Origin of the sequence: Aurantiacibacter gilvus (genome assembly GCF_038289935.1) — a bacterium.
GTDB classification, from domain to species: Bacteria; Pseudomonadota; Alphaproteobacteria; order Sphingomonadales; family Sphingomonadaceae; genus Alteraurantiacibacter; species Alteraurantiacibacter gilvus.
The window spans coordinates 900,335-922,492 of record NZ_JBBYHV010000001.1; the positions used below are offsets into that span (position 1 = coordinate 900,335).

Annotated in this window: 23 protein-coding genes and 1 tRNA gene; 13 read left to right on the forward strand and 11 right to left on the reverse strand. The window is 64.3% G+C overall.

All coding sequences use genetic code 11. The features are described 5' to 3' along the window. Window positions 1-8: 8 nt before the first annotated feature. Window positions 9-1,781, reverse strand: a complete 1,773-nt coding sequence (locus tag AAEO60_RS04455; protein WP_341672438.1) for a sensor histidine kinase — start codon at window positions 1,779-1,781, stop codon at window positions 9-11. Between the two features lie 205 nt (window positions 1,782-1,986). Between AAEO60_RS04455 and AAEO60_RS04460 the strand changes: the two genes are divergently transcribed. Together AAEO60_RS04460 and AAEO60_RS04465 are read left to right on the forward strand one after the other, a co-directional pair. Continuing rightward, entirely contained in the window at window positions 1,987-2,451 is a 465-nt protein-coding gene (locus tag AAEO60_RS04460; protein ID WP_341672439.1) for an Lrp/AsnC family transcriptional regulator, read from the forward strand. Between the two features lie 4 nt (window positions 2,452-2,455). Further along, window positions 2,456-2,884 (forward strand): GFA family protein, encoded by a 429-nt coding sequence (locus tag AAEO60_RS04465; RefSeq protein WP_341672440.1) that lies wholly within the window; start codon window positions 2,456-2,458, stop codon window positions 2,882-2,884. Here AAEO60_RS04465 and AAEO60_RS04470 read toward each other — a convergent pair. From AAEO60_RS04470 to aroQ, 4 genes are all read right to left on the reverse strand, one after another. Then, a complete protein-coding gene (locus AAEO60_RS04470) occupies window positions 2,881-3,891 on the reverse strand; it encodes a calcium/sodium antiporter (RefSeq protein ID WP_341672441.1) in 1,011 nt (336 codons plus the stop codon). The genes AAEO60_RS04465 and AAEO60_RS04470 overlap by 4 nt on opposite strands. Next, on the reverse strand, window positions 3,891-5,255 hold the full coding sequence (gene accC, locus AAEO60_RS04475) for an acetyl-CoA carboxylase biotin carboxylase subunit (protein ID WP_341672442.1): 1,365 nt from the start codon (window positions 5,253-5,255) through the stop codon (window positions 3,891-3,893). The genes AAEO60_RS04470 and accC overlap by 1 nt, the downstream gene beginning before the upstream one ends. 3 nt (window positions 5,256-5,258) lie before the next feature. After that, on the reverse strand, window positions 5,259-5,762 hold the full coding sequence (gene accB / locus AAEO60_RS04480; protein ID WP_341672443.1) for an acetyl-CoA carboxylase biotin carboxyl carrier protein: 504 nt from the start codon (window positions 5,760-5,762) through the stop codon (window positions 5,259-5,261). A gap of 79 nt (window positions 5,763-5,841) precedes the next feature. Further along, window positions 5,842-6,276 carry a type II 3-dehydroquinate dehydratase gene (aroQ, locus tag AAEO60_RS04485; RefSeq protein ID WP_341672444.1) on the reverse strand — a complete coding sequence of 145 codons (435 nt, stop codon included), beginning with the start codon at window positions 6,274-6,276 and terminating at the stop codon, window positions 5,842-5,844. 161 nt (window positions 6,277-6,437) lie between these two features. Here aroQ and AAEO60_RS04490 point away from each other — a divergent pair, with 161 nt between their 5' ends. After that, entirely contained in the window at window positions 6,438-6,956 is a 519-nt protein-coding gene (locus tag AAEO60_RS04490; RefSeq protein WP_341672445.1) for a hypothetical protein, read from the forward strand. Window positions 6,957-6,998: 42 nt separating this feature from the next. On the opposite strand, the gene AAEO60_RS04495 is transcribed toward AAEO60_RS04490, so the two are convergent. After that, on the reverse strand, window positions 6,999-7,412 hold the full coding sequence (locus AAEO60_RS04495) for a holin family protein (protein ID WP_341672446.1): 414 nt from the start codon (window positions 7,410-7,412) through the stop codon (window positions 6,999-7,001). A 123-nt stretch (window positions 7,413-7,535) separates the two neighbouring features. Here AAEO60_RS04495 and AAEO60_RS04500 point away from each other — a divergent pair, with 123 nt between their 5' ends. From AAEO60_RS04500 to AAEO60_RS04525, 6 genes are all read left to right on the forward strand, one after another. Continuing rightward, window positions 7,536-8,840 (forward strand): cytochrome b/b6 domain-containing protein, encoded by a 1,305-nt coding sequence (locus AAEO60_RS04500; protein WP_341672447.1) that lies wholly within the window; start codon window positions 7,536-7,538, stop codon window positions 8,838-8,840. A 141-nt stretch (window positions 8,841-8,981) separates the two neighbouring features. Then, window positions 8,982-10,271: an O-acetylhomoserine aminocarboxypropyltransferase gene (locus AAEO60_RS04505; RefSeq protein WP_341672448.1), complete on the forward strand. Its 1,290-nt coding sequence runs from the start codon at window positions 8,982-8,984 to the stop codon at window positions 10,269-10,271. A gap of 149 nt (window positions 10,272-10,420) precedes the next feature. Continuing rightward, entirely contained in the window at window positions 10,421-11,320 is a 900-nt protein-coding gene (locus tag AAEO60_RS04510) for a hypothetical protein (protein WP_341672449.1), read from the forward strand. Further along, on the forward strand, window positions 11,317-11,721 hold the full coding sequence (locus tag AAEO60_RS04515) for a DUF6152 family protein (RefSeq protein WP_341672450.1): 405 nt from the start codon (window positions 11,317-11,319) through the stop codon (window positions 11,719-11,721). The genes AAEO60_RS04510 and AAEO60_RS04515 overlap by 4 nt, the downstream gene beginning before the upstream one ends. 11 nt (window positions 11,722-11,732) lie before the next feature. Further along, window positions 11,733-12,107, forward strand: a complete 375-nt coding sequence (locus AAEO60_RS04520; RefSeq protein WP_341672451.1) for a DUF6152 family protein — start codon at window positions 11,733-11,735, stop codon at window positions 12,105-12,107. Next, a complete protein-coding gene (locus AAEO60_RS04525; RefSeq protein ID WP_341672452.1) occupies window positions 12,104-12,883 on the forward strand; it encodes a hypothetical protein in 780 nt (259 codons plus the stop codon). Before AAEO60_RS04520 ends, AAEO60_RS04525 begins: the two co-directional genes overlap by 4 nt. Before the next feature lie 30 nt (window positions 12,884-12,913). Here AAEO60_RS04525 and AAEO60_RS04530 read toward each other — a convergent pair. Next, a tRNA-Pro gene (locus AAEO60_RS04530) sits at window positions 12,914-12,990 on the reverse strand. 199 nt (window positions 12,991-13,189) lie between these two features. On the opposite strand from AAEO60_RS04530, the gene yajC reads away from it, so the two are divergent. From yajC to secF, 3 genes are read left to right on the forward strand one after another with little or no spacing between them, the layout of a single operon-like run. Beyond that, on the forward strand, window positions 13,190-13,507 hold the full coding sequence (gene yajC, locus AAEO60_RS04535) for a preprotein translocase subunit YajC (protein ID WP_341672453.1): 318 nt from the start codon (window positions 13,190-13,192) through the stop codon (window positions 13,505-13,507). Between the two features lie 23 nt (window positions 13,508-13,530). Next, the gene (gene secD / locus AAEO60_RS04540) at window positions 13,531-15,132 is read left to right on the forward strand and encodes a protein translocase subunit SecD (protein ID WP_341672454.1); all 1,602 of its coding nucleotides are present in this window, start codon (window positions 13,531-13,533) and stop codon (window positions 15,130-15,132) included. Window positions 15,133-15,147: 15 nt separating this feature from the next. Continuing rightward, a complete protein-coding gene (gene secF / locus AAEO60_RS04545; protein WP_341672455.1) occupies window positions 15,148-16,125 on the forward strand; it encodes a protein translocase subunit SecF in 978 nt (325 codons plus the stop codon). Here secF and AAEO60_RS04550 read toward each other — a convergent pair. Beyond that, entirely contained in the window at window positions 16,122-17,300 is a 1,179-nt protein-coding gene (locus tag AAEO60_RS04550; RefSeq protein WP_341672456.1) for a glycosyltransferase, read from the reverse strand. The genes secF and AAEO60_RS04550 overlap by 4 nt on opposite strands. A 14-nt stretch (window positions 17,301-17,314) precedes the next feature. Then, complete coding sequence (locus AAEO60_RS04555; protein ID WP_341672457.1) at window positions 17,315-17,887, reverse strand: helix-turn-helix domain-containing protein; 573 nt, start codon at window positions 17,885-17,887, stop codon at window positions 17,315-17,317. Window positions 17,888-17,986: 99 nt separating this feature from the next. Here AAEO60_RS04555 and AAEO60_RS04560 point away from each other — a divergent pair, with 99 nt between their 5' ends. Continuing rightward, on the forward strand, window positions 17,987-18,463 hold the full coding sequence (locus AAEO60_RS04560; RefSeq protein ID WP_341672458.1) for a DUF6456 domain-containing protein: 477 nt from the start codon (window positions 17,987-17,989) through the stop codon (window positions 18,461-18,463). A gap of 6 nt (window positions 18,464-18,469) precedes the next feature. Here the strand turns inward: AAEO60_RS04560 and AAEO60_RS04565 are convergent, their stop codons facing one another. Then, a complete protein-coding gene (locus AAEO60_RS04565) occupies window positions 18,470-20,233 on the reverse strand; it encodes a hypothetical protein (RefSeq protein ID WP_341672459.1) in 1,764 nt (587 codons plus the stop codon). A 79-nt stretch (window positions 20,234-20,312) separates the two neighbouring features. Continuing rightward, the gene (locus tag AAEO60_RS04570) at window positions 20,313-22,127 is read right to left on the reverse strand and encodes an ABC-F family ATP-binding cassette domain-containing protein (RefSeq protein WP_341672460.1); all 1,815 of its coding nucleotides are present in this window, start codon (window positions 22,125-22,127) and stop codon (window positions 20,313-20,315) included. Window positions 22,128-22,158: the final 31 nt, after the last annotated feature.

The window sequence follows — 22,158 nt, forward strand, 5'->3', positions numbered from 1 at the left end:
CCCGGTTTTCAGGCTGAACCGTCGTCAGCCCGCGTCTCGGGATCCCCTATCGCATCTGCGGCGTCAACGGATGGTAAACGCAATTCAACCTTATTTCCTGCACATTTCAGCGATCCACCAGCAGCCCGCGCTTCGGCCTCGATAAGCCGGAAGGTGAAAGCCGGACCGAACATTCCGGCACTCACGACCTTGCGGCGCTGGCCCTCACGGCTGGTGTCGGGAGCGGCATTGCGGAGGGTTTCGGGCACCTCGAGCTGCAAGCAGAGCTCCTCACCGTCGCTCGACAGGTCAAGCTGGGCGGTTTCCCCCGGTCCCAACGCGGCTGCCGCGGTGGCGAGCAGCCGCCAGGACAGCAGCATGGCTTCATCGCGAGCGATGGGGACGGTGAACGGCGAGCCGGTAACGTCCAGTGCAAACCCGGCATTGCGGGGGCGGAGGACGCCTTCGAGGCGGCGGATGGTCTCGGCAAGGGCGGCGCGGAAGTCGGCCTGCCCCTCTTCCAGGTCCATTGCGTGGCTTTCCAGCTTTACCAGCCGGTCAACCTCGTCGAAGCCAGCCAGCAGCTTGGCGGCATCCACTGCGATGGCAGCGGCATGGGCGCGGTATTCGTGCGGGACTGCGCCGAACAGCTGCTGCTGGATGATCTCGGCAAAGCCCTGAATCGCATTCACCGGCGTGCGCAGTTCGTGCAGCACCTGGCGCATGGCGTCGCCGGGACTGTCCTGGCTCTCCTCATGGGCAGGGAGGTTGGGCCGGTAAAGTCGTGCAGCATAGCCTGTGAAGCTGCCGGTGGCCGGGTTGAACAACGGCACGGCATCCATTCGCCAGTTGCCGCTGATCTCCGGCGCGGCGTCCAGTGTCAGCGCGGCCTGGCGCAGCGGCTGGCGGCGTAGCAGCTGCAGGCGTGTCGCTTCGCTCAGCTCGACCAGTGCACCGGGATGGGCCGAGGCCAGCACCAGTCCCACCAGCATGGGGGCGCTGCGACCCTCGGCATGGGTCACCACGCCTTCGGCATCGGTCGCGAGGTCGATCATCTGCTCCGGCGTGCTATCGCGAAGGTGCGCCGCATCGCCCAGCGGTAGGCGCGGGTGCTGGCTGGCGGCCGTGCGGTTCTGCTGGAACGCCTCGATCCGTGCGCGCAGGTCGGCGATGGCAGGATCGCGCAAGGGCGCTGTTTCAGCCAGTGGCTGGGGTCTGGGCGGCGCGGCGGCGGGAACTTCTGCCACCTCGCCGAGATCGATCGCGCCGGGCAGCACCAGATCGCGCACGCCCAGCTTTCCCAGCAGCTCCTTGACGCCTTGCGGCAGGTCGCGGCGATGGCGCAGGAAGCCGCGTGCGGTAACGGGCAGTTGCGGGATGAGGTCCAACCACTGTTCCTCGGTCAGCCGGGCTGTCGCCATTGCCGCAGCGGCGGGTTTGGGATCGCCCTCGGCGAGGAAGGCGACCATGGCCGGGTTGCGCAGGCGCAGTCCCGGTTCGCGCAGGATGGCTGACTGCGCGTCCTGCGGAATATTCCGCTGCAGTTCGTCAAGCCGCACGAAGCCGGCGATGGTGCCCATGCGCGGATTTCCCGACCTCAGCGTCGGCTTCACCAGAAGGCGTTCGACCTCGGCGGCGGTCAGGAGGCGCGCCGCGCCGGCGAGTCGTGCCAGAGCAGGGCCCGAAAGACGCGTTGGGCGGGTGCCCAGAAGGTCCAGCAACTGCCTGAATTGCGTACGCAATCCCGCCTCGCTACTGGCGCGTTTGCGCAGCACAGTGGCAAGGCGATCATCGAACAGCATCGGGCTCCGGCGTCAAACAGGTTTAAGAATTTGCGATGCTGCCAATAGCCGGGTCCCGCGACGCAAACATGGTTAAGGCTCGACGCGTTGCAAAAGGGGACAATTGCGTTATTAAAGAACATTATTCCGCGAATGAGAGGGATGGCATGACGGATATTACCCGAATCATGCGTCAATAAGCGGATTCCAGAAGGGGGCCTTGGCAATGTCCACACTCGACAAGATTGACCGCCGGCTGCTGGCCGAATTGCAGGCTGAGGGGCGGGTGACCAATGTCGACCTTGCACGTCGGGTGGGGCTGACCGCACCACCATGCCTGCGCCGTGTCCGCGCGCTGGAGGAAGATGGCGTTATCCGCGGCTATCACGCTTATCTCGACGCGAGCAAGCTGGGCTTTGCCATTACGGTCTTTGCCATGGTCAGCCTGCGCAGCCAGGCGGAGGAAGACCTCAAGGCTTTCGAGGACCACATCAAGCAGCTGCCCGAAGTCCGCGAGTGCCACATGCTCAACGGCGAAATCGACTTCATCCTGAAGATCGTGAGCCGCGACCTGCAGAGCTTCCAGGAATTTCTCACCAGCAAGCTGACGCCGGCACCGAACGTGGCCAGCGTGAAGACCTCGTTGACGATCCGCACCAGCAAGCACGAACCCGGGGTTCCGCTGGAGTAGGGCCATGGCTGGCACCATAAAGGGCCACTGCTTGTGCGGAGCTGTGTCGATCTCTGTTTCGCAGCCCAAGCAATCCGTTGAGATCTGCCAGTGCGACATGTGTCGCCGCTGGGGCGGTTCATTCTATGCCGCGCTGACGGGCGAGAGCTTCGAGATTGCCGGTGAGGTGGCGATCACCGTCTACAGGTCGAGCGACTGGGCCGAGCGCGCGTTCTGCGGCACCTGCGGCTCCAACCTGTGGTACAAGTTCCTTCCGACCGGCAACCGCAGCTTCCTCGCGGGTTTGTTTGATGATGCGGCCAAGTATTCGATCGAAAAGGAGATTTTCAGTGACGAGGCACCGGCTTGGTGCCAACTCGCTGGCACGCACAGTCGCCAGACCGGCGAAGAAGTGCTCGCCGAGGCCAAGGCCGCGGGCTTCACCTTCGACTAGATCAATCCGGAGGTAAACGCGGTGTAGGCGAGGTAGGCAGCGAACAGCAGGCCGCCCTCGCGGCGATTGATGTGCCCGCCAGTATAGGCGAAAATCATAACCACCAGTGCAGCGAGGGTCGCCAGCGGCAAGTCGAACTGGACAATTTTCTCGGGCACGGGGCCGGGCGCGACCATGCCGGTGACGCCGCCAATAAACAGCAGATTGTAGATGTTGGAGCCGAGCACGTTGCCCAGCGCGATCTCGCTCTGCTTGCGCGCGGCGGCGATGATCGATGTCACCAGTTCGGGCGCCGAGGTGCCGAAGGCGACGATGGTCAGGCCGATGATTTCTTCACTGACGCCCATGGCTGAAGCGATGGCCACCGCGCCGTCCACCAGCAGCGTTCCGCCGCCGACGATGATGGCGAGGCCGACAAAGAACAGCAGGATTGCCCCGGCAAGGCTGCCGGTAGGCGTTGCGTGCGGTGCCAGTTCGGGGTCGAATTCGCGGGCTGCCTCGGCGCGGTCGAAGGCGGCGGTGTGGTCATGGCTCGGCGGATGGTCTGGCGGGACCAGCTTCTCCGTACGGTAGGCCCAGTAGATGTAGGCGGCGAGCGCCACGAGGAAGGCCATGGCGACCAGCCGGTCCAGCCCTAGCGTGAACGAAGCGGCCACCAGCGCCAGGGCTGCCACCAGGCCGACACCGCCGTCGCGCCACAGGGCGTTCCGCTCCACCAGCATGGGCGCGATCAGCGCAGAGGTGCCCAGCACCAGCAGCAGGTTGGCGATGTTGGAGCCGACGATGTTGCCGAGCGCAATCCCGGGTGATTCGGCTATCGCAGCCTGGACGCTGGCAGCCAGTTCAGGCGTGGAGGTACCGAGCCCGACGATCACCAGCCCGATCAGCATGGGCGAGAGGCCCAACCGCTCTGCCAGCCGCACGGCGCCGCGCACCAGCAGGTCGCCGCCCAGCATAAGCAGCAGCAGGCCGCCGATCAGGGCACCGAGATCGTAAAGCTGGGGCACTAGCCCTCCGCGTCAGCGCTGTCGCGGGTTGCGAGCCACTCCTCGAGCCACTTGATGGTGTAATCGCCGCTAAGCACGTCGGGCTGCTTGAGCAGTTCCTGGTGCAGCGGGATCGAGGTCTTCACGCCCGAGATCACCATTTCCTCCAGCGCGCGGCGCAGGCGCATCAGGCAGCCTTCGCGGGTGCGGCCGTAGACGATCAGCTTGGCGATCATCGAATCGTAATATGGCGGGATCGTGTAGCCGGCGTAGAGCCCGCTATCGACGCGCACATGCATGCCGCCGGCCTGGTGGTAGTAGTCGATCTTGCCGGGGCTGGGTGCGAAGGTGAAGGGGTCCTCCGCATTGATACGGCATTCGATGGCGTGGCCCGAAAAGACCAGCTCTTCCTGCTTCACCGACAAGTCCTTGCCGTCGGCAATGCGGATCTGTTCGCGCACCAGGTCGACGCCGGTAATGGCCTCGGTCACCGGGTGTTCCACCTGCAGGCGGGTGTTCATCTCGATGAAGTAGAACTCGCCGTCTTCCCACAGGAACTCGATCGTGCCCGCGCCGCGATAGGCCATGTCGGCCATGGCCTTGGCGACGATGCCGCCCATGCGTTCGCGCTCTTCGGGCGTGATGACGGGCGAGGGCGCTTCCTCGAACACCTTCTGGTGGCGGCGCTGCAGCGAGCAGTCGCGTTCACCCAGGTGGATGGCATTGCCGCGGCCGTCGCCGAACACCTGGAATTCTATGTGCCGAGGATTGCCGAGGTATTTCTCGAGGTACATGGTGTCGTCGCCGAAGGCGGCCTTGGCCTCGTTCATGGCGCGCTTGACCAGCGGTTCCATCGATTCCGCATCGGGAATGACCTGCATGCCGCGACCGCCACCGCCAGCGGCGGCCTTGGCGATCACCGGATAGCCGATCTCGTCAGCGACCCTGCGCATTTCGTCGAAATCGGAAATGGCCCCGTCGCTGCCCGGAACCAGCGGCAGGCCCAGTGCGCCTGCGGTAAGCTTGGCCTGCACCTTGTCGCCCATCGTGCGGATATGTTCGGGCTTGGGCCCGATCCACTTGATGTCGTGGGCTTCGACGATGTCGGCGAACTTGGCGTTCTCCGACAGGAAGCCATAGCCCGGATGGATCGCATCCGCGCCGGTGATTTCGGCGGCGGAGATGATGGCGGCGTGGTTGAGGTAGCTCTCCGTGGCCGAGGGCGGGCCGATGCACACGGCATGGTCGGCCAGACGCACATGCATGGCCTCGGCATCGGCGGTGGAGTGCACCGCGACCGTCTCGATCCCCATTTCATGTGCCGCGCGGTGGATTCGCAGCGCGATTTCGCCGCGGTTGGCAATCAGGATGCGCGAAATGCCCATGTCTTAGGCCACGACCACCAGCGGCTGGTCGAATTCCACGGGCGCGCCGTTGTCGACCAGGATCGCCTTCACCGTGCCGTCCGCCGGGGCGGTAATAGGGTTCATCACCTTCATCGCCTCGACGATCAGCAGGGTCGCGCCTTTCTTCACGCTGTCACCGACAGCAACGAAGTTGGGCGAGCCCGGATCGGACGCGAGGTAGGCCGTACCGACCATCGGCGACTTGACCGCATTGGCGAGGTCAACGGCTTCACCCGCGGGTTCGGCCGGTGCCGCAGCCGGATCGGCGGGAGCCGCTGCCGGTGCCGCAGCCGGCGCTGCCGGTGCGGCGACAGCCGCCGGAGCCGCAGCCACGCTGGCGCGCGACACGCGGATCTTGCGATCGTCGTCCTCGACTTCGATTTCGGTCAGGCCGGTTTCGGCCAGGATGTCGGCCAACTCGCGCACCAGCGCGGTGTCGACTTCTAGACCACCCTTGCGAGCGGTTTTGCCCTTCGTCTCAGGCATGCATTCCCCATTCTGCGACCATTGTCTGGAAGCCTGCGGCTAGAGACCTTCTTGCCGCAAGGCAAGGGCTGGCGCGCTGTCAGAGCTTGGCTGCAGCGTCCAGCGCCAGCTCGTAGCCGTAGGCGCCAAACCCCGAAATCGTCCCAAGCGCAGCCATGCCGACGTAGCTCTTGTGGCGATAGGCTTCGCGCGCGGCGGGATTCGAGATGTGCACCTCGATCACCGGCGTCTTGATGGAACGGATGGCGTCATACAGCGCGAGCGACGTGTGGGTGAGGGCACCTGCGTTGAGGATCACCGCCTTGGCACCCTCAGCCTGCGCCTCGTGCAGCCAGTCGCACAGGTGGCCTTCGTGATTCGATTGGCGCATCTCGATTTCGAGGCCTAGTGCCTGGCCGCGATCTTCGAGGCGTCCAGCGATATCGTCGAGCGAATCCGCGCCGTAGACTTCCGGCTCGCGCACGCCGAGCAGGTTGAGGTTGGGGCCGTTGAGTACGAAAACAGTATCAGTCATGCGCGCTGCTTAGCTTGATGCATCACGATTAGAAAGTGCCGCGCCTGATTTGCCGCTAGGTGGTCGACCTGTCGGCTGATAGGTCGCGATGGGGAAACTTGGGGGGATCGATGGTCGGACTAACATTGCTTGCTGTCCTTGCAGCAGCACAATCACCGGCAGTGGGAAATTTGCCGCTTGAAAGCGCGACACTTCCGCTGCCCACTGCGCTGCGCGATGATGCCACGATTGTCTCGTTGGACGAAGATGCGGCTGTCCGTGTACTGCGCGAAGGCGACGGAATAATGGTTTGCATGGCCGATCCGCCGGGCGACGACAGGTTCGACGCTCGCTGCTATCACCGCGAGTTCATCACCTACATCTACCGTCTCCGGCAGCTTCGCGCACTGGGCGTTGAGCGGTCTGCCATCGATCTGCAGATCGCCGAAGAGATGGAAGCGGGAACACTCCACGTGACGATGGCACCCACAGCGGGCTATCGCATGATTGGCCCTTTGACCTCCCTAACCGAGGACGCAACGGCCTGGACGGACGAGATGGACCGCTGGCAATCCCTGCACATTCCGCGGGCAATTGCGGAGAATATGGGCGTGATTACCGAATCCGAAGGTAACATGCCTTACGTCATGGCCAGCGGCGAACTGTGGTCTCACGTCATGATAGTGCACGACGGCGAGTAAGGTGCGCCTGCGCATCTTGCGCTGCGCTTCGATGGCGTCCGCCTAGCGCTCCACGCCCTTGATCTTCCCCCATTGCCGCGCGGCGGTGTAGCCGAGGTAGCCGGTGCCGAAGAGCGCGTAGAGTGGTTCGGGCAGGCCGGAGAGATAGTCGTTCATGCCGGTGGCAATGTCCTGCGCGGTGGCGGGCGAAAAGGCCGACAGCAGCCCCATCGGCAGGGCCGTCAGCAGCAGCACGTAGATCACGTAGAGGAAACTGGGGCGGGCGCGGCTGGTCCAGGGATCGGTGGAATTGGCTTCGGCGACGATGGCGGAAAGGCGCGCCTCGATCAGCTGCATCTCCTGCGTGCCTTCCAGCTTGAGCAGTTCCAGCTTGGCGCGATCGCGCGCTTCCTTGTCGGGGATCACCTTGTCGATGATCGAGGTTATCGGGCCGATGAGCGTTTCGAGGAGGGACATTGGGGGGCTCCACACTGTTGGATTCGCAGCATGGTGTGTTGCAGCGGCAAATGTGTAGGAAAGGCCGAACTTGCTTCGCAGCCTCTGCGGCAATAGCGATGCCCGCCGAAAGGGAGACTGGGTTTGAGCACCACGCAACGTTACTCGACCGGAGCCATCGTACTGCATTGGCTGATTGCGCTGGCCCTGGCGGGCGAGATCGCCCTCGGCTTTGCCATGCCGAAGGACGCCAGCGGCTTTGCATTGTACCAGCTGCACAAGTCGATCGGCATCACCATTCTGGTACTCAGCTTGGCACGACTCGGCTGGCGCCTCACACACAAGCCGCCTGCGCCGCTGGAGGGAGGCTGGGAAGGCAAGCTCGCCAGCCTGGTGCACGTGCTTTTCTACCTGTTCATGATTGGCACGCCGCTGGCGGGCTGGGCGATTGTCTCATCCGACCCCATCAACGTGCCGACCGTGCTGTTCGGCGTTATCCCGCTGCCGCATCTGCCGATTGGCGAGGCGTGGAATGAACTGGCCGGGGAAACGCACGAAATCCTTGCCTTTGTCGGCATCGGGCTGTTCGTCCTGCACGTTGCGGGCGCACTGCGGCATCATTTCCTGCTCAAGGACGGGCTGCTCGCGCGCATGAGCTTTGACAAAGGGGGCATGGCGCTGGGCATGCTGGGTGCCGTGCTGCTGCTGGCGGGTGGCGTTTTCTTCGGACTGGGCGGTCCGCAGCAAGAAGAGCACGATCACGCCACCGACCATGCACCCGGCGAGACTGATGATCACGCGCACGAGGATGGGGTCACGGAGGACCACCACACCGACGACGCAGCGGAAGAGGGCGAGCTCGCCGACGACGGCCACGACCATGTCCATGGTGATGAGGCTGAAGGGACCGATGACGTTGCGGAAGAAGAAGAGGTGGCTGCTGCCCCTGCACCCGCCGGTCCGCCGCCGAGCTGGACCATCCAGCCGGGCGGTTCGCTGCGCTTCAGCGTCACCAACTCAGGCGCGGCGTTGAACGGCCGCTTCGCCAGCTGGAACGGCGACATCACCATGGACCCCGCCGCGCCGGAAAGTGCGACGATTAGCATCCGCGTCGACCTTGCCAGCGCCACGCTGGGCGATGCCACGCAGGATTCGATGCTCGGCGGGGCCGACTTCTTCAACACCAGTTCCTTCCCGCAGGCGACCTGGCGCAGCACCGCGGTGCGGCGCGTGTCGGGCAACCGCTACGAGGCGGACGGGACGCTCACCCTCAAAGGCGTCAGCCGTCCGCAGCGCATCACCTTCACGCTTAGCGGCAGCGGCAACAGCCGCTCGGTCTCGGGCTCGGCGACGGTTGACCGCAACGCCTTCAGTGTGGGCGTGGGAGACAGCGCGGCGAACCTGGGTGGCAATGTGACGGTGAACTTCGCCTTCGACGCGCGCTCCTGACCAGGGACAAGTGCGCGGCACATTCTGGATCGAACAGCGCCCCGAGTACGGTCGCTTTCGAATCCAACATCGGGAAGGCGAGTGCATGGAGGCGGCAGAGGAAGCCGCGCAATCAGTCGACGGACACGGAAGGGAACAATCATGACGAGCCAGAAGATCGAAACGCTCACCATCCACGCGGGACAGCAGCCTGACCCCACCACCAATGCGCGGATCACGCCGATCTACCAGACGGCGAGCTACGTCTTCAACGATGCCGAGCATGCCGCGAACCTCTTCGCGCTCAAGGAATTCGGCAACATCTACAGTCGCATCATGAACCCCACCAACGATGCGCTGGAGCAGAAGATCGCCGCGCTCGAAGGCGGTGTCGGCGCGCTGGGCGTGGCGAGCGGGCACGCCGCGCAGCTGATCGCCTTCCACACCTTGATGGAGCCCGGCTGCAATATCGTCGCGGCGAAGAAGCTCTATGGGGGTTCACTCAACCAGATGGGCGAGAGTTTCCGCAAGTTCGGCTGGGAGACGCGCTTTGTCGACACCGACGATGTCGAGAACGTGCGCGCGGCCATCGACGACAAGACGCGCTGTGTCTTCATCGAAAGCCTCGCCAATCCGGGCGGCGTCGTCACCGATATCCAGGCCATTGCCGATATCGCGCACGCAGGCGGCGTTCCGCTGATCGTGGACAACACCATGGCCAGCCCGGCACTGTGCCGCCCGTTCGAACACGGTGCGGATATCGTCACCCATTCGACCACCAAGTTCCTCAACGGTCACGGCAATTCCATCGGCGGGGTGATCGTGGATTCGGGCAAGTTCGACTGGAAGGCGCAGGGCGACAAGTTCCCCAGCCTGACCCAGCCCAACGGCTCCTACCACGGCGCAGTGCTGGTCGACGCGCTGGAGCCGGTCGGTCCCATCGCCTTCATCATCGCCTGCCGCGTGCTGGGCCTGCGCGACCTTGGCCCGGCCCTGGCGCCGCAGAATGCCTGGCTGGCGCTGACCGGCATGGAAACGCTCGCCCTGCGCATGGAACGCCACTGCGACAATGCGCTGGCGGTGGCCAAGTGGCTGCAGGACCATCCGAAGATCGACTGGGTCAGCTATGCCGGATTGGAGGGCAATCCCTACAAGCCACTGGCGGACAAGTACCTTGGCGGCAAGGGCGGGGCGGTGTTCACCTTCGGGGTAAAGGGCGGCTACGAGGCGGGCGTGAAGCTGGTGCAGGGCGTCGAACTGTTCAGCCACCTCGCCAATATCGGCGACACGCGTTCGCTCATCATCCACCCGGCGAGCACCACCCACAGCCAGCTTGAAGGCGATGCACTGGTCGCTGCCGGAGCCGGTCCGGACGTGGTGCGCATCTCCGTGGGCATCGAGCACGTCGACGATATCATCGCCGATCTGGAGCAGGCGCTGGCGGAAATCTGAGCGAGAATGGGAGGCCTGTTGGTCGCCGCTTCGGCCCCGAGCTCAGGCTCTCTTCCGGCAGTCCGGTGCATTCTTGGCCTGGTTCTCTCTGGTGCTTGCGGTCCCTCTCCCCATCCGGCAGATTGCTTGCCGGAGAGGAGAGGGACGCAATGCACTCACGCTATTGTTTTGCGGTGATTCTGGCGGGCGCGGCTCTAGCTGCGCCAGCCGCCGCGCAGGATGCACCTTTGGAACAGCCGGAGGTGGAGCGGGTCTATACCCCGATCCCGCCCGAACGGCTGGAGGAGATGGTCCCCAAGCATCCGGGCTATCTCGGCGCATTGGCACCAGCCAACCTCAATGCCGAGCGGCCGCCTGCTCCCATCGATATTACCGGCACCTGGTTTGTCGACCTGAGCGAGGGGTTCGCGCACTACCTGTTCGGCCCGCCGTACCCGCGCTTCGGCCCCGAAGGTGTCGAAGCGCTGATCGACAGCGCCGCTGCCCAGGCCGAGGGACGGACCTATCGCGATTCCATCGGCCAGTGTTACCCGCCGGGCATGCCGATGATCATGACGCGCGTCTGGCCGCATGCCTTCATCCAGCTGCCCACGGCGATCTACATGATTTCCGGCTTCAACAACTCGGTGCGGACCATCTTCCTCGACGGGCGCGAGTTTTCCGATCCGGACCTCGTCGTTCCCAGCTACAACGGCGAGAGTGTGGGCCATTGGGAAGGCGACACGCTGGTGGTCGAGAGCAGGTACTTCGAGACGGACAACCACTGGATCGACCACGGCATCCCGATCAGCGACGAGTTCGAGATCACCGAGCGCATCACCCTGTCGGGCGACGACAACGAGGTGATGACGATCGAATACATCATGACCGATCCGCAGATGTGGGAAGGCGAGTGGCGTTCCACCAAGAGCTTCAACCGCGCCGACTACACCGACATCAACGAAGCGAACTGCATCCTCGCCTACAATGCCAACCTGCCGGGTACGGACCTTGGCAGCGAGGCGGCGGAAGAGCGCGGGGTGAGCGAGATCGAAGGGGTAAGCGAATGAAACGGATGGTCCTTGCCCTGTTCGCGGTCGCGCTTGCCCTGAGCGGCGGCGCTTCGGCGCACCACAGCTTTGCCATGTTCAACCAGCGGGAGATCATGACGCTGGAAGGCACGGTAACCGAATTCCAGTGGACCAACCCGCACGCCTTCATCGAACTGGACGTGCCGCAGCAGGGCAGGGTGGTGCACTGGTCGATCGAACTGAACAGCCCCAACAACCTGCGCCGGCAGGGCTGGCGGCGGACGTCGCTGCGTCCGGGCGAAGAGGTGGTGCTGCGGATGAACCCGCTGCGCGACGGGCGCCACGGCGGGCTGTTCCTCTACCTGACCAAGGAAGACGGGACCGAACTCGATTCCGGGCTGCCGCGCAACGGCAGCCCCGTCAACGTGCCGAACTTGTGAGGAGGACAGAGATGAAAATCACCAGGATCGCAGCTGTCGTTCTCGCACTCGCCGTGCTCGCCCCGATGCCCGGATCGGCGCACCATTCCTACTCGATGTTCGACATGCAGCGCACCGTCGTGCTGGATGCCACGGTCACGCAGTTCCGCTGGTCGAACCCGCATGCCTTCATCCGCGCCGACGTGCGGTCGGGCGGCGAGACCGAGCACTGGTCCATCGAGATGACCAGCCCCAACAACCTGGTGCAGGAAGGCTGGACGCGCCGCACCCTGCGCAATGGCGACCGGGTGCGCATCTGGGTCCACCCGCTGCGCAGCGGTGCGCAGGGCGGCAGCTATGTCGGCGTCGAGCTGGCAGATGGTACGACGCTGGGGGACGTTGAATGAAGCGGGCCATCCTGACGCTGGCCCTGCTGACGGGGGCCGTGGCGGTGCAGGCGCAGGTATCCTCGCCGGTGCCCGAAGGCCTCGCGGCGGCAGAGGACAGCGCCGGATTCCCGCAAGGCCGTTATGCCGAACTCGATGCACTGCCCGACTGGGGCGGGATATGGTTCGTCCAGCGGAGCCGCGATGCAGCGCCGTCGCAGCCGCAGTTGCAGGGCGAATACCTGGCCATGCTGGAACAGTGGCGCGAGGAAGTGCGCGCGAACAACGGCGTCGAAATGCGTCCACGCGGCAATTGCTCGCCGCCGGGCCTGCCGCGGATCATGATGCTGCCGCAGTACCCCTACGAATTCCTGTTTACGCCGGGGCGCGTCACCATCAACCAGGAAGCCTGGATGCAGACGCGTACCGTCTGGACCGATGGACGCGAGCATCCGCATCCCGACGATATCGACCCAAGCTATCACGGCCATTCCATCGGCCATTGGGAAGGGGACACGCTGGTGATCGACACGGTCGGCATTTCCGCCGATCTCGAGATCGACGACGGTGCGCGGCACTCTGACCAGTTCCGCCTGGTGGAGCGAATCCACCTCGATCCCGACAATCCGGACGTGCTGGTGAACGAAATGCGCATGACCGACCCCGAAGCTTTCGCTGAACCGTGGGAAGTCACCATGCGCTATGCGCGGGACCGGCACGGCAGCCTGATCGAATTCCAGTGCTCGGAAAACAATCGCAATCCCGTAGACGAGAACGGCGAGACGCAGTTCCTCTAGCTGAAGGCATGGTTAGGAGGGGAATTCCACTGGTCGGGACGACTGGATTCGAACCAGCGACCCCTACACCCCCAGTATAGTGCGCTACCAGACTGCGCCACGTCCCGATACCAGTGGAGAGCGCGCCTATAGTAGCGGCTTTCGGGTCTGGCAACCATCGGATTGTCCCAACCAAAGTGAGGCTCGATTGCCACACATGGCCATTGCTGCTAGGCGCGCGCCTCACGTGCCGGGGAGGGTGCGACTTGAACCTCGCCGCGGCCACCCCACTCTAATGTTTCCTTTGATCGAGACGGACCCCGTTTGATGCTAGATTACCTTGCTGCCGGAGCTTCACCTGCTGGTGCTGGCCTGATGAGCTTCCTGCCGATCATCGGCATGATCCTGATTTTCTGGTTCCTGCTGTTCCGCCCGCAGATGAAGCAGGCCAAGCAGCACCGCGAAAAGGTCGCTTCGGTAAAGCGCAACGACCAGGTCCTTACCTCCGGCGGTATTGTCGGCAAGGTGACCAAGGTTGATGACGAATACCTCGAAGTCGAGATCGCCAAGGATACGCGGGTGAAGATCGTCAAGTCGACCATCAGCGATATCATCCAGCCCGGCGGCAAGCCCGCCAACGACTGACGCAGGCTTCGGGACAGTAATTCATGCTCGATTTTCCTCTCTGGAAGCGTTTGTCGCTCTGGGTTGTAACTCTGGTGCTGGCCCTGGCCGCGCTGCCTTCGATCCTCGCCCTTACCGGCGCATCGGTGCCCGAATGGGCTGAAGACCCGCAGATCAACCTCGGGCTTGACCTTGCCGGTGGCAGCCACATCCTGCTGGAAGCGGACCCTGCCGACGTGGAACGCCAACGGCTCGAATCGATGGAAGATTCGGTTCGGCAGACGCTTTCCGATGCGGAACCCGAAATCGGTGTGATCGAAACTTCGAGCGCGGACGGGCGGCTGGAGGTCACCCTGCGCGACTCGAGCGAGATCGACCGCGCGCGAGAAGTATTGCTGCCACAGATCAACGGTACCGGCGTGGTGCGCGAATGGGATCTGCAAGTGCTGGACGGCAACAAGCTGGTCCTGACGCAGACCAGCCAGGGGCTCGACCAGGCAGTAGACAATGCGATGGACGCCGCGACCGACGTGGTGCGTCGCCGTATTGACGGTCTCGGTACGCGTGAGCCGACCATCATCCGCCAGGGTGACAACCGGATCGTGGTGCAGGTGCCCGGCCTCGAAGATCCCGAAGCCTTGAAGGAACTGCTGGGACAGACCGCACAGCTCGAATTCAAGCTGGTCGATCCCAATGCGCTGCCCAGCGACGTGCAGCAGGGGGTTGCCACCAATCCCGGTACCGAGATTGTGCCCTATGCCGCCGACAGCGAACTGGCGGGCCAGTATGAAGCGGTCTTCCGCCTCGGCGGCCTGCGCGGCGACAGCCTTACCAATGCCCAGGCTGGCAAGGACCCGCAGACGAACGAAGACGTGGTCTCCATCACCTTCGACAGCCAGGGCGGTGCGATCTTCGCGCGGCTGAGCACCGAGAATGTCGGTCGGCGCTTTGCCATCATCCTCGATGACGAGGTGATCTCCGCGCCGCGCTTCAACGAGCCCATCCTGAGCGGCCAGGCGCAGATTTCGGGCAGCTTCACTGCCGACAGTGCGAACCAGCTGGCCATCCAGCTTAACTCCGGCGCGCTGCCGGTCGAGTTGACCATCATCGAGGAACGCACCGTCGGGCCCGACCTTGGCGAAGCTTCGATTCGCGCGGGCGCGATCGCCATGGGCGTGGGCTCGCTGCTGGTCGTGGTGATAATGATCGCCACCTATGGTCGCTTCGGCGTCTACGCCACGGTCGCGCTGGTGTTCAACGTGCTGATGATCATGGGCATCATGGCCTTCATGAACACCACACTGACCTTGCCCGGTATCGCCGGCTTCGTGCTGACCATCGGTGCGGCGGTCGACGCCAACGTGCTGATCAACGAACGTATCCGCGAGGAACGACGACGCGGGCGCCGCGTCGTGGCGGCAGTGGAGACCGGCTACAAGGAAGCGAGCCGTGCCATCTATGACGCCAATGTCACCAACTTCATCGCCGGTGTGCTGCTGTTCCTGTTCGGCAGCGGCCCGGTCCGCGGCTTTGCCGTGGTCCTGATCATCGGCCTGTTCACCTCGGTCTTCACCGCGGTGACGCTCACCCGCATGTGGGTCGCCCGCTGGCTGAAAGCCAAGCGTCCGGCCGAAATTCACGTGTAAGGGGAGGGACCAACCATGCGACTGCTCAAACTCGTCCCTGACAACACCAACATCAAGTTCCTTCGCTGGCGCTTGCCGTTCTATGTCATCAGCTGCCTGCTGATCGCAGCCAGCTGGGCACTGGTGCTGACCAAGGGCCTCAATTACGGCGTGGATTTCGCCGGTGGCCAGGAAATCACCGGTACCTTCACCGAAGAAACCGAAGCCCCGGTGGGTGAACTGCGCGAGACGCTCAGCACCCTTGGCTTGGGCGAACCGGTGATCCAGCGTTTCGGTGAAGCCAACCAAGTGTCGATCCGCGTCCGCTTGCCGGAAAGCGCCGAGGGCGACGCTGCCGCGGCCAACCGCATTGCCGACGAGATCATCACGGCGGTGACGGCAGAGCACGAAGACTTCCGCGTGGACTCGAACGACACCGTGTCGGGCAAGGTCTCGAGCGAATTCCGTGCCACGGCACTGGAGGCGCTGATCTTCGCCATGCTGGCAATTGCCGCCTACATCTGGATTCGCTTCGAATGGCAATTCGGCGTGGGTGCGCTGTTTGCGCTGTTCCACGACGTGTCGCTTACGCTGGGCATGTTCGCACTGTTCCAGCTGGAATTCAGCCTGCAGATCATTGCCGCCATCCTGGCCATCATCGGTTACTCGCTCAACGATACCATCGTCGTCTACGACCGTATCCGCGAGAACCTGAAGAAGTACCGCAAGATGGAGCTGCCAGAATTGCTCGACCTGTCGGTGAACGAGACGCTGGCGCGTACGGTGATGACCAGCTTGACGCTGCTCGTCGCACTGCTGCCGCTACTGCTGTTTGGCCCGGCCAGCCTGTTCGGCCTTACCGCCGCGATTACGCTGGGTATCTTCGTCGGTACCTACAGCTCGGTCTACATGGCCGCACCGATCCTGGTGTGGCTGGGCGTGACCAGCAACAGCTTCGTGCCGGAAGAGACCGTTGCCGAACGGCAGGACAAGAAGGCGCGCGGCGAGATCTAGGTGATCAGGCGGGTGTAATAGTCCGCCAGCGCCGCCGCGTTGGCTTCCCAGCTGAAGCTTTCGACAGTCCTTGCCACGTCAGCGGGCGCATAGCCCGCTGCCAGCACCTCGCGCACGCCTTCGGCAATGGCGTGGGCTTGCCGCGCGACGATGCGGCCTGCCTCCGGGGCTTTCACCAGCTCCTTCGCGCCGCCCGCGTCGGTAATCACCAGCGGCGTGCCGCAGGCCAGCGCTTCGACCCAAGCATTGGCGAGGCCTTCGCTCGCCGCCGGCAGCACCATGATATCGGCGGCTGACAGCACGACCGGCAAGGCGCCATGGTCGAGGCTGCCGAGGAAGTGCACGCGGTGCGATACGTCACATTGGTAAGCCAGCTCGCGCAGCGACGCTTCGTCGTCGCCCTTGCCCACCAGCACGAGATGCGCCTCGGGCAGGTCCGGCAAGGCGCGGATCACGAACTGCTGACCCTTGCGCGGAATGAGGGCCCCGACGCTGGCAAGCAGGGTCTCGCCTTCGTGCAGCTGGACATTGAAATCGTCTGCCAACCGCTTGCGGCTCTGCGCCTTGTCGAGTGGACGGAAGAGTTCCCTGTCGAGCCCGGTATAGTGAATGGTGATCTTGTCGCGGGGCAGGCCGATCGCGACCATGTCCTCCTTCAGCGCCTCGCTCACCGCCAGCAGGCCGCTCGCCTGGTCGGCCGCCCGCAGCATCTTCTTGAGTGCATAGCCCTTATGTCCCCAGAACTGGATGTCCGCACCGCGTGCCTTGATGGAGAGCGGCAGGCCAAGCTCCAGGGCGATGCGCGCAGCCGCCGGACCGTCGGGATAGAAGAATTGCGCGTCTACCAGGTCGAACGGTTCCCGCGCATGCAGGCGCTGCGCCAGAGGCAGCACGGCCTTGGCAATCATCGCGGGATTAAACGGTCCGCCAATGGCAGGGATCAGCGTGAAGCGCGGGCGGCGCACGTCGACGCCGCCTTCCTCGCGCGAGATCGCGGCATCGGCCAGCGCCTTGTACCGGCCCATCGGCACCGGCGGCAGGCCGATGGGGTTGATGACGGTCACGTCCCAGTCGCCGCGCGCGGCAAGTGCCTCCATCTGCCGCGCGACAAAGGTGCCGAAACGCGGAACGTGGGAGTTCGGGTAGAGCGTGGCGATAGAGAGGACGCGGGGCATCGTGCGGGCCTCGACTAGAGCTTCCTCACCAGCATTTCGGCAACGGCGAGCCACGGCGGGTTGTCGATGACGATCTGGCGCTGGCCGATACCGGGGGGCAGCAGCCCTACGAGCGTGCCCTGCCGGTCAATCAGCCGCCCGAAGGCGAAACGTCCGCCGGAGCGGGGGGCCAGCACGTCGCGGTTGATCAGGTTGCCGGCGTCTTCCGGCGCGACTTGCCGCATCCACAGCTGGTCACCGCCGCGATATTCGCCCTGGCTGGTCTCGATGCTCAGGCAGACAAGGGCGGAGCCATCGACCAGTTCGGTCGGCAGGATGGCATCGCGCGGACTGGAAAGGCTTTCCGCCCCGCTTTCGGTGAGCTTGGCGATCACCTGTGGCGGCTGGACATCGTCGCTTTTCACCAGCGTCTCCGGATCGACCCCCAGCGCGGCACCGATTCGGTTCATCCACGCCAGCGACAGGTTGCGCGTGCCGGTTTCCAGCCGCCCGATTGTCTGTGCGGTGGTCGACGGATTGCAGGCGAGCGCCACTTCGGCGAGCGTCATGCCCTTCTGCTTGCGTATGTCACGGATGCGATTGATCACTCTGGCGGCTCCGAAATAACCGATCTGGTTGCAAAAACCGCTTTCCTACAACCGATTCGCTTTTGCAAGGCGCGAGCCTGCCAAAAGAGGGGAACAGGCATGCAGCAGCGCAAGCTCGTCGAACGTGAAATGACCGAGGAAGGTCCGCGCCGCCGCGGAGGAGCATCGCGCCATCGGCGCAGCGTAACGGTCAACGTGGCGGAAAGCCCGCTGGCCTGGCTCTACGCGCACGGCCACCTCGAAGATCGCCTGTTCGACGCGGGCGAGCGGCTGCGGGCCGATTACGAACGCGCCAACCTTGGCCCGCATGTCACCATGCGCTGGGACCCGGTGAGGGTGAAGGGCGGGGCGGACCCGGACCTGACGCCCGGAGAGCGGCAGATCGCCGCGCGCCAGCGGTTCGGCGCGGCGCTTGGCGAAGCGGGCAAGGGGCTGGAGGATATCCTGTGGCGGGTGGTCTGCGCAGGCGAGACCCTGCCGGTGGCCGAAAAGGCGCTGCAATGGCCGGCGCGCAGCGGCAAGCTGGTGCTGAAGCTGGCGCTGGAACGGGTGGCGGACTTCTACCGGATCAGGTGATCCGGGTCAGCCGAACAGGCCGCGCAGCCAGTTCCAGAAACGCATGACAATCGAACGGCTGGCAGCTGCACGTTCGGCCTCCGCCTGCAATTCCCCGCGCTCGCGAATGAGGCGCGCCCGCAGGCTGTTGGCTTCGCCCGGAGCAGCAACCCGGATTGCGCGGCCGCGCGGACTGCTGGCCTGCATGAAGGCATAACCGTCGACCGGCTCGTCCTCGATCAAGGTGTAGTTGCCGCTTGCCTCGTCGTGTTCGTCGAAGTTCTCTTCTTCCGGATCGAAGCCTGTCTCGGGCGCTTCGGCCATTTCCGGCATTTCCTCGACGGGCTGAGCGACGTCTTGCGGAGCGTCGTAGCTCTCGGGCTGCCAGCGCGGACCGTCGTCGGCGACGAAGGGGCGCGGCGGCTCGATCTGTTCCGGCTTTTCCAGCGGTACTTCGGCTTGCGGCGGCTCGATCTGTTCCGGCTCTCCCAGCGGTGCTTCGGCTTGCGGCGGCTCGGCTGCTTCCTGTACCACAGGTGGCAGCTCATCGCGCTCTTCCGGAGCGGATTGCGCAGGAGGAAGCGGGGCCGCTTCAAAGCCGGGAACGGGGGCCGGCTCTTCGCTCATCGGTTCGTGCTCTTCAACATGCCTTTCGGCACGCTGGTGTTCGAACGGTCCGACATGCCGGCTGGCCGGCAGGTCTTCCGGAGCGTTTTCGATACGCGGATTTTCGATACGCGGAGTCGGTTCGAAGGCGACCGTGGTTTCCGGCTTCGTTTCGGGCTCCGGATCGAGTTCCGGCGCAGCCTGCTCTTCCGGCTCGGCGGCAGGCAGCGGGGCAACGTCTTCCGGAACCGGGGCAGTTTCGTTGCTCCACGGATCACTTTCGAGCTGCTCGGGCAACGGCTCGGGTTCCGGCGTTGGTGCCGGCTCTGGCACTGGTTCGGGTTCTGCTGCCGCTTCGGACGCGGGCAGCGGTTCCGGCCATGCCTCGGGCGCGGGTGCTTCCGCTGCCTCGACCGCTTCCGGCGGGCGGATGGGGGTCTTGCGACGGATCTGCGGCGAAAGCGCGGCGAAGCGATTGCTGGTCTCCGCTTCCCCTTCCTCTTCCTCGTCTTCGTGCCCGGTTTCTCCAACGGAAAGCGGTGACAGCTTGAACGACGGCTCCCCGGGCGGTGGGTTCCCCGATGCGGGATTGTAGGCAGCCTCGACTGGCACACCCGGCAGTTCGGTTTCCGGCAACTCTGCGGTGTCGTCCGCGGGCGTTTGAAAACTTCCAAGGTCCGCCGCTTCTTCGTAGGCGATTTCCTCTGCCGGCAATACCGGCAGGGTGGGGAAGATACGATGCTCCTCGTCGAAGCCCTCTTCCAATGCCCGCATGGCGTATTCTTGCTCTTCCTCGTCCTCGACCCGGCGGGAAGAGGTCATCTTCAGCAGGTCTTCTGCCGAGGGGATCGCCTCGTCGTCGCCGCCATCCTGGTCGTCGTCGGAAAGGCCCATGTCTTCTGGCGTGGAGTCGCGATCGTTCATGGGAGCGAGACCCAGCGCCGGGGCAGGGGGCTTGGGTGCGCGTTCCGCTTCCTCGCCCAGCAGTTCTGCAGAGGCTTCCTGGAACAGCATGTGAGCGCGCTCCAGCTCCTCGGGATCGAGGACGAGCACGGGTTTCTTCTTGAACTTCTTGGGTCCGCCGAGGCCGGTCAGGCTGCCAAAGCCATCGCCGCCCGAACCTGAAAGTGCAGCAGCATTCGGCGCATTGTCTGCGCGAAGAGCGGAAGATGCGGGTGTGCCCATATGACTGCGTTCTGCAGCTCTTTGGTGCAAACGACATGAGTGAACATGGTTAACGGCACATTAGGGACTGAAAACGGCTCTAACCTTCGACCAGTGCAGCCAGATCGAGCCAGCGTTCCTCCGCCTCGTCTTTCTCTTTGCGGGCCAGTTCCAACGACTTGTTAATCCGGTGAAAACGATCGGGATCCTTGCTGTAAAGCTCCGGATCGGCGAGCGCGGTTTCGCCCTTCGCTATCAGGCCTTCCAGTTCTTCGATGCGGCTAGGCAGCCGCTCGTAATCGCGCTGGTCCTTGTAGCTGAGCTTGGCCGGGTCCTTCGGCGGCGGGGGAGGGGGCGCAGGGGACTTTGCGCCCTTTTCAGTGCCGCCTGAAGCCTTCTTGGTCGGGCGAGCCTTGCGCTGTTTCTGCCAGTCTTCGTAGCCACCCGCGACAATGTCCACGGTGCCGCTGCCGTCGAGGCCGAGCGTTACCGTTACCGTGCGATCAAGAAAGTCACGGTCGTGGCTGACGATGAGGACAGTGCCTTCGTAGTCGGCGATCACTTCCTGCAGCAGGTCGAGCGTTTCGAGGTCGAGGTCGTTGGTTGGCTCGTCCAGCACCAGCAGGTTGGAGGTGCGCGAAAACTCGCGGGCCAGCAGCAGGCGGCTGCGCTCCCCACCGGAAAAGGTGCCGATCTTGGCGTCGATCAGCGAGGGATCGAACAGGAAGTCCTTGAGGTAGGCCTGTACATGTTTGCGGTGTCCGCGCACGTCCAGCCAGTCACCGCCTTCGGCGAGCACCTGTCGCACGGTCAGCTCCGGCTGGAGCAGGACGCGTTGCTGGTCGATCATGACGCCGGAGAGCGTCTTGGCATGAGTGACCGTGCCGGTGTCCGGCTCGATTTCCTTGGTCAGCAGCTTGAGCAGGGTGGTCTTGCCCGCGCCGTTGGCGCCGACGATACCGATCCGGTCGCCGCGCTGGATCCGCAGGGAGAACGGCTGGATCACCTCGCGCCCGTCGTAGGTCTTGGAGATATTCTCGGCGACGATGACGGACTTGGACTTGAACTCCTCGTCGCTCGACAGCTTTAGTTTCGCGGTGCCTGCGGGGTTGATCATCGCGGCGCGTGCGGCGCGCATATCCCACAGCTTTTCGAGGCGGCCCATGTTGCGCTTGCGCCGGGCGGTGACGCCGCGTTCCAGCCAGTGCGCCTCGATCTTCAGCTTGGCGTCGAGCTTTTCCGCAGCGCGGGCTTCCTCGGCATAGACCTGCTCTTCCCAGGCTTCGTAGCCGCCAAAGCCGACTTCCTTTCGGCGCAAGGCTCCACGGTCGAGCCACAAGGTCGAGCGGGTCAGGCGCTTCAGGAAGGTCCGGTCGTGGCTGATGACGATGAAGGCGCCGCGATACCGGGTCAGCCAGTCTTCAAGCCAGTCGATCGCAGCAAGGTCCAGGTGGTTCGTCGGCTCGTCGAGCAGCAGGAGGTCGGGATCGAGCGCCAGCGCGCGGGCAATGGCTGCGCGGCGCCTCTCGCCGCCGCTGGCCGTCGCGGTATCGGTGGTCATGTCGATGCCCAACTGCCCGGCGATCGACTCGACCTTGTGTTCGGCCGGCGGGTGCTCACCCGACAGTGCAAAGTCCATCAGCGTTGCGAAGCCGGAGAAATCGGGCTCCTGCTCCAGCCACACGATTTGCGTGTGCGGCTTCACCTTGCGCAAGCCGCGATCGGCTTCGATCTCGCCGGTGATCAGCTTCAGCAGCGTGGTCTTGCCGACGCCATTGCGACCAATCAGTGCCAGGCTGTCACGCGGGCCGATATGGAGGTCGAGGCCGTCCCCCTGCGCCGGGTCGCCGAACAGCCAGCGCCCGCCCTGTTGCAGGCCTAGTCCTTCCCAGGAGAGGATCGGTGGTTCCGCCATGGTGCGGGGCACCTAGGCGCGCGCCGTGCCG

Coding starts and splice junctions, on each gene's coding strand:
- AAEO60_RS04455 (WP_341672438.1), bottom strand. CDS start 1,781: ATGCTGTTCGATGATCGCCTTGCCACTGTGCTGCGCAAACGCGCCAGT.
- AAEO60_RS04460 (WP_341672439.1), top strand. CDS start 1,987: ATGTCCACACTCGACAAGATTGACCGCCGGCTGCTGGCCGAATTGCAG.
- AAEO60_RS04465 (WP_341672440.1), top strand. CDS start 2,456: ATGGCTGGCACCATAAAGGGCCACTGCTTGTGCGGAGCTGTGTCGATC.
- accC (WP_341672442.1), bottom strand. CDS start 5,255: ATGGGCATTTCGCGCATCCTGATTGCCAACCGCGGCGAAATCGCGCTG.
- accB (WP_341672443.1), bottom strand. CDS start 5,762: ATGCCTGAGACGAAGGGCAAAACCGCTCGCAAGGGTGGTCTAGAAGTC.
- aroQ (WP_341672444.1), bottom strand. CDS start 6,276: ATGACTGATACTGTTTTCGTACTCAACGGCCCCAACCTCAACCTGCTC.
- AAEO60_RS04495 (WP_341672446.1), bottom strand. CDS start 7,412: ATGTCCCTCCTCGAAACGCTCATCGGCCCGATAACCTCGATCATCGAC.
- AAEO60_RS04505 (WP_341672448.1), top strand. CDS start 8,982: ATGACGAGCCAGAAGATCGAAACGCTCACCATCCACGCGGGACAGCAG.
- AAEO60_RS04510 (WP_341672449.1), top strand. CDS start 10,421: ATGCACTCACGCTATTGTTTTGCGGTGATTCTGGCGGGCGCGGCTCTA.
- AAEO60_RS04515 (WP_341672450.1), top strand. CDS start 11,317: ATGAAACGGATGGTCCTTGCCCTGTTCGCGGTCGCGCTTGCCCTGAGC.
- AAEO60_RS04520 (WP_341672451.1), top strand. CDS start 11,733: ATGAAAATCACCAGGATCGCAGCTGTCGTTCTCGCACTCGCCGTGCTC.
- AAEO60_RS04525 (WP_341672452.1), top strand. CDS start 12,104: ATGAAGCGGGCCATCCTGACGCTGGCCCTGCTGACGGGGGCCGTGGCG.
- yajC (WP_341672453.1), top strand. CDS start 13,190: ATGCTAGATTACCTTGCTGCCGGAGCTTCACCTGCTGGTGCTGGCCTG.
- secD (WP_341672454.1), top strand. CDS start 13,531: ATGCTCGATTTTCCTCTCTGGAAGCGTTTGTCGCTCTGGGTTGTAACT.
- secF (WP_341672455.1), top strand. CDS start 15,148: ATGCGACTGCTCAAACTCGTCCCTGACAACACCAACATCAAGTTCCTT.
- AAEO60_RS04550 (WP_341672456.1), bottom strand. CDS start 17,300: ATGCCCCGCGTCCTCTCTATCGCCACGCTCTACCCGAACTCCCACGTT.
- AAEO60_RS04560 (WP_341672458.1), top strand. CDS start 17,987: ATGCAGCAGCGCAAGCTCGTCGAACGTGAAATGACCGAGGAAGGTCCG.
- AAEO60_RS04565 (WP_341672459.1), bottom strand. CDS start 20,233: ATGGGCACACCCGCATCTTCCGCTCTTCGCGCAGACAATGCGCCGAAT.
- AAEO60_RS04570 (WP_341672460.1), bottom strand. CDS start 22,127: ATGGCGGAACCACCGATCCTCTCCTGGGAAGGACTAGGCCTGCAACAG.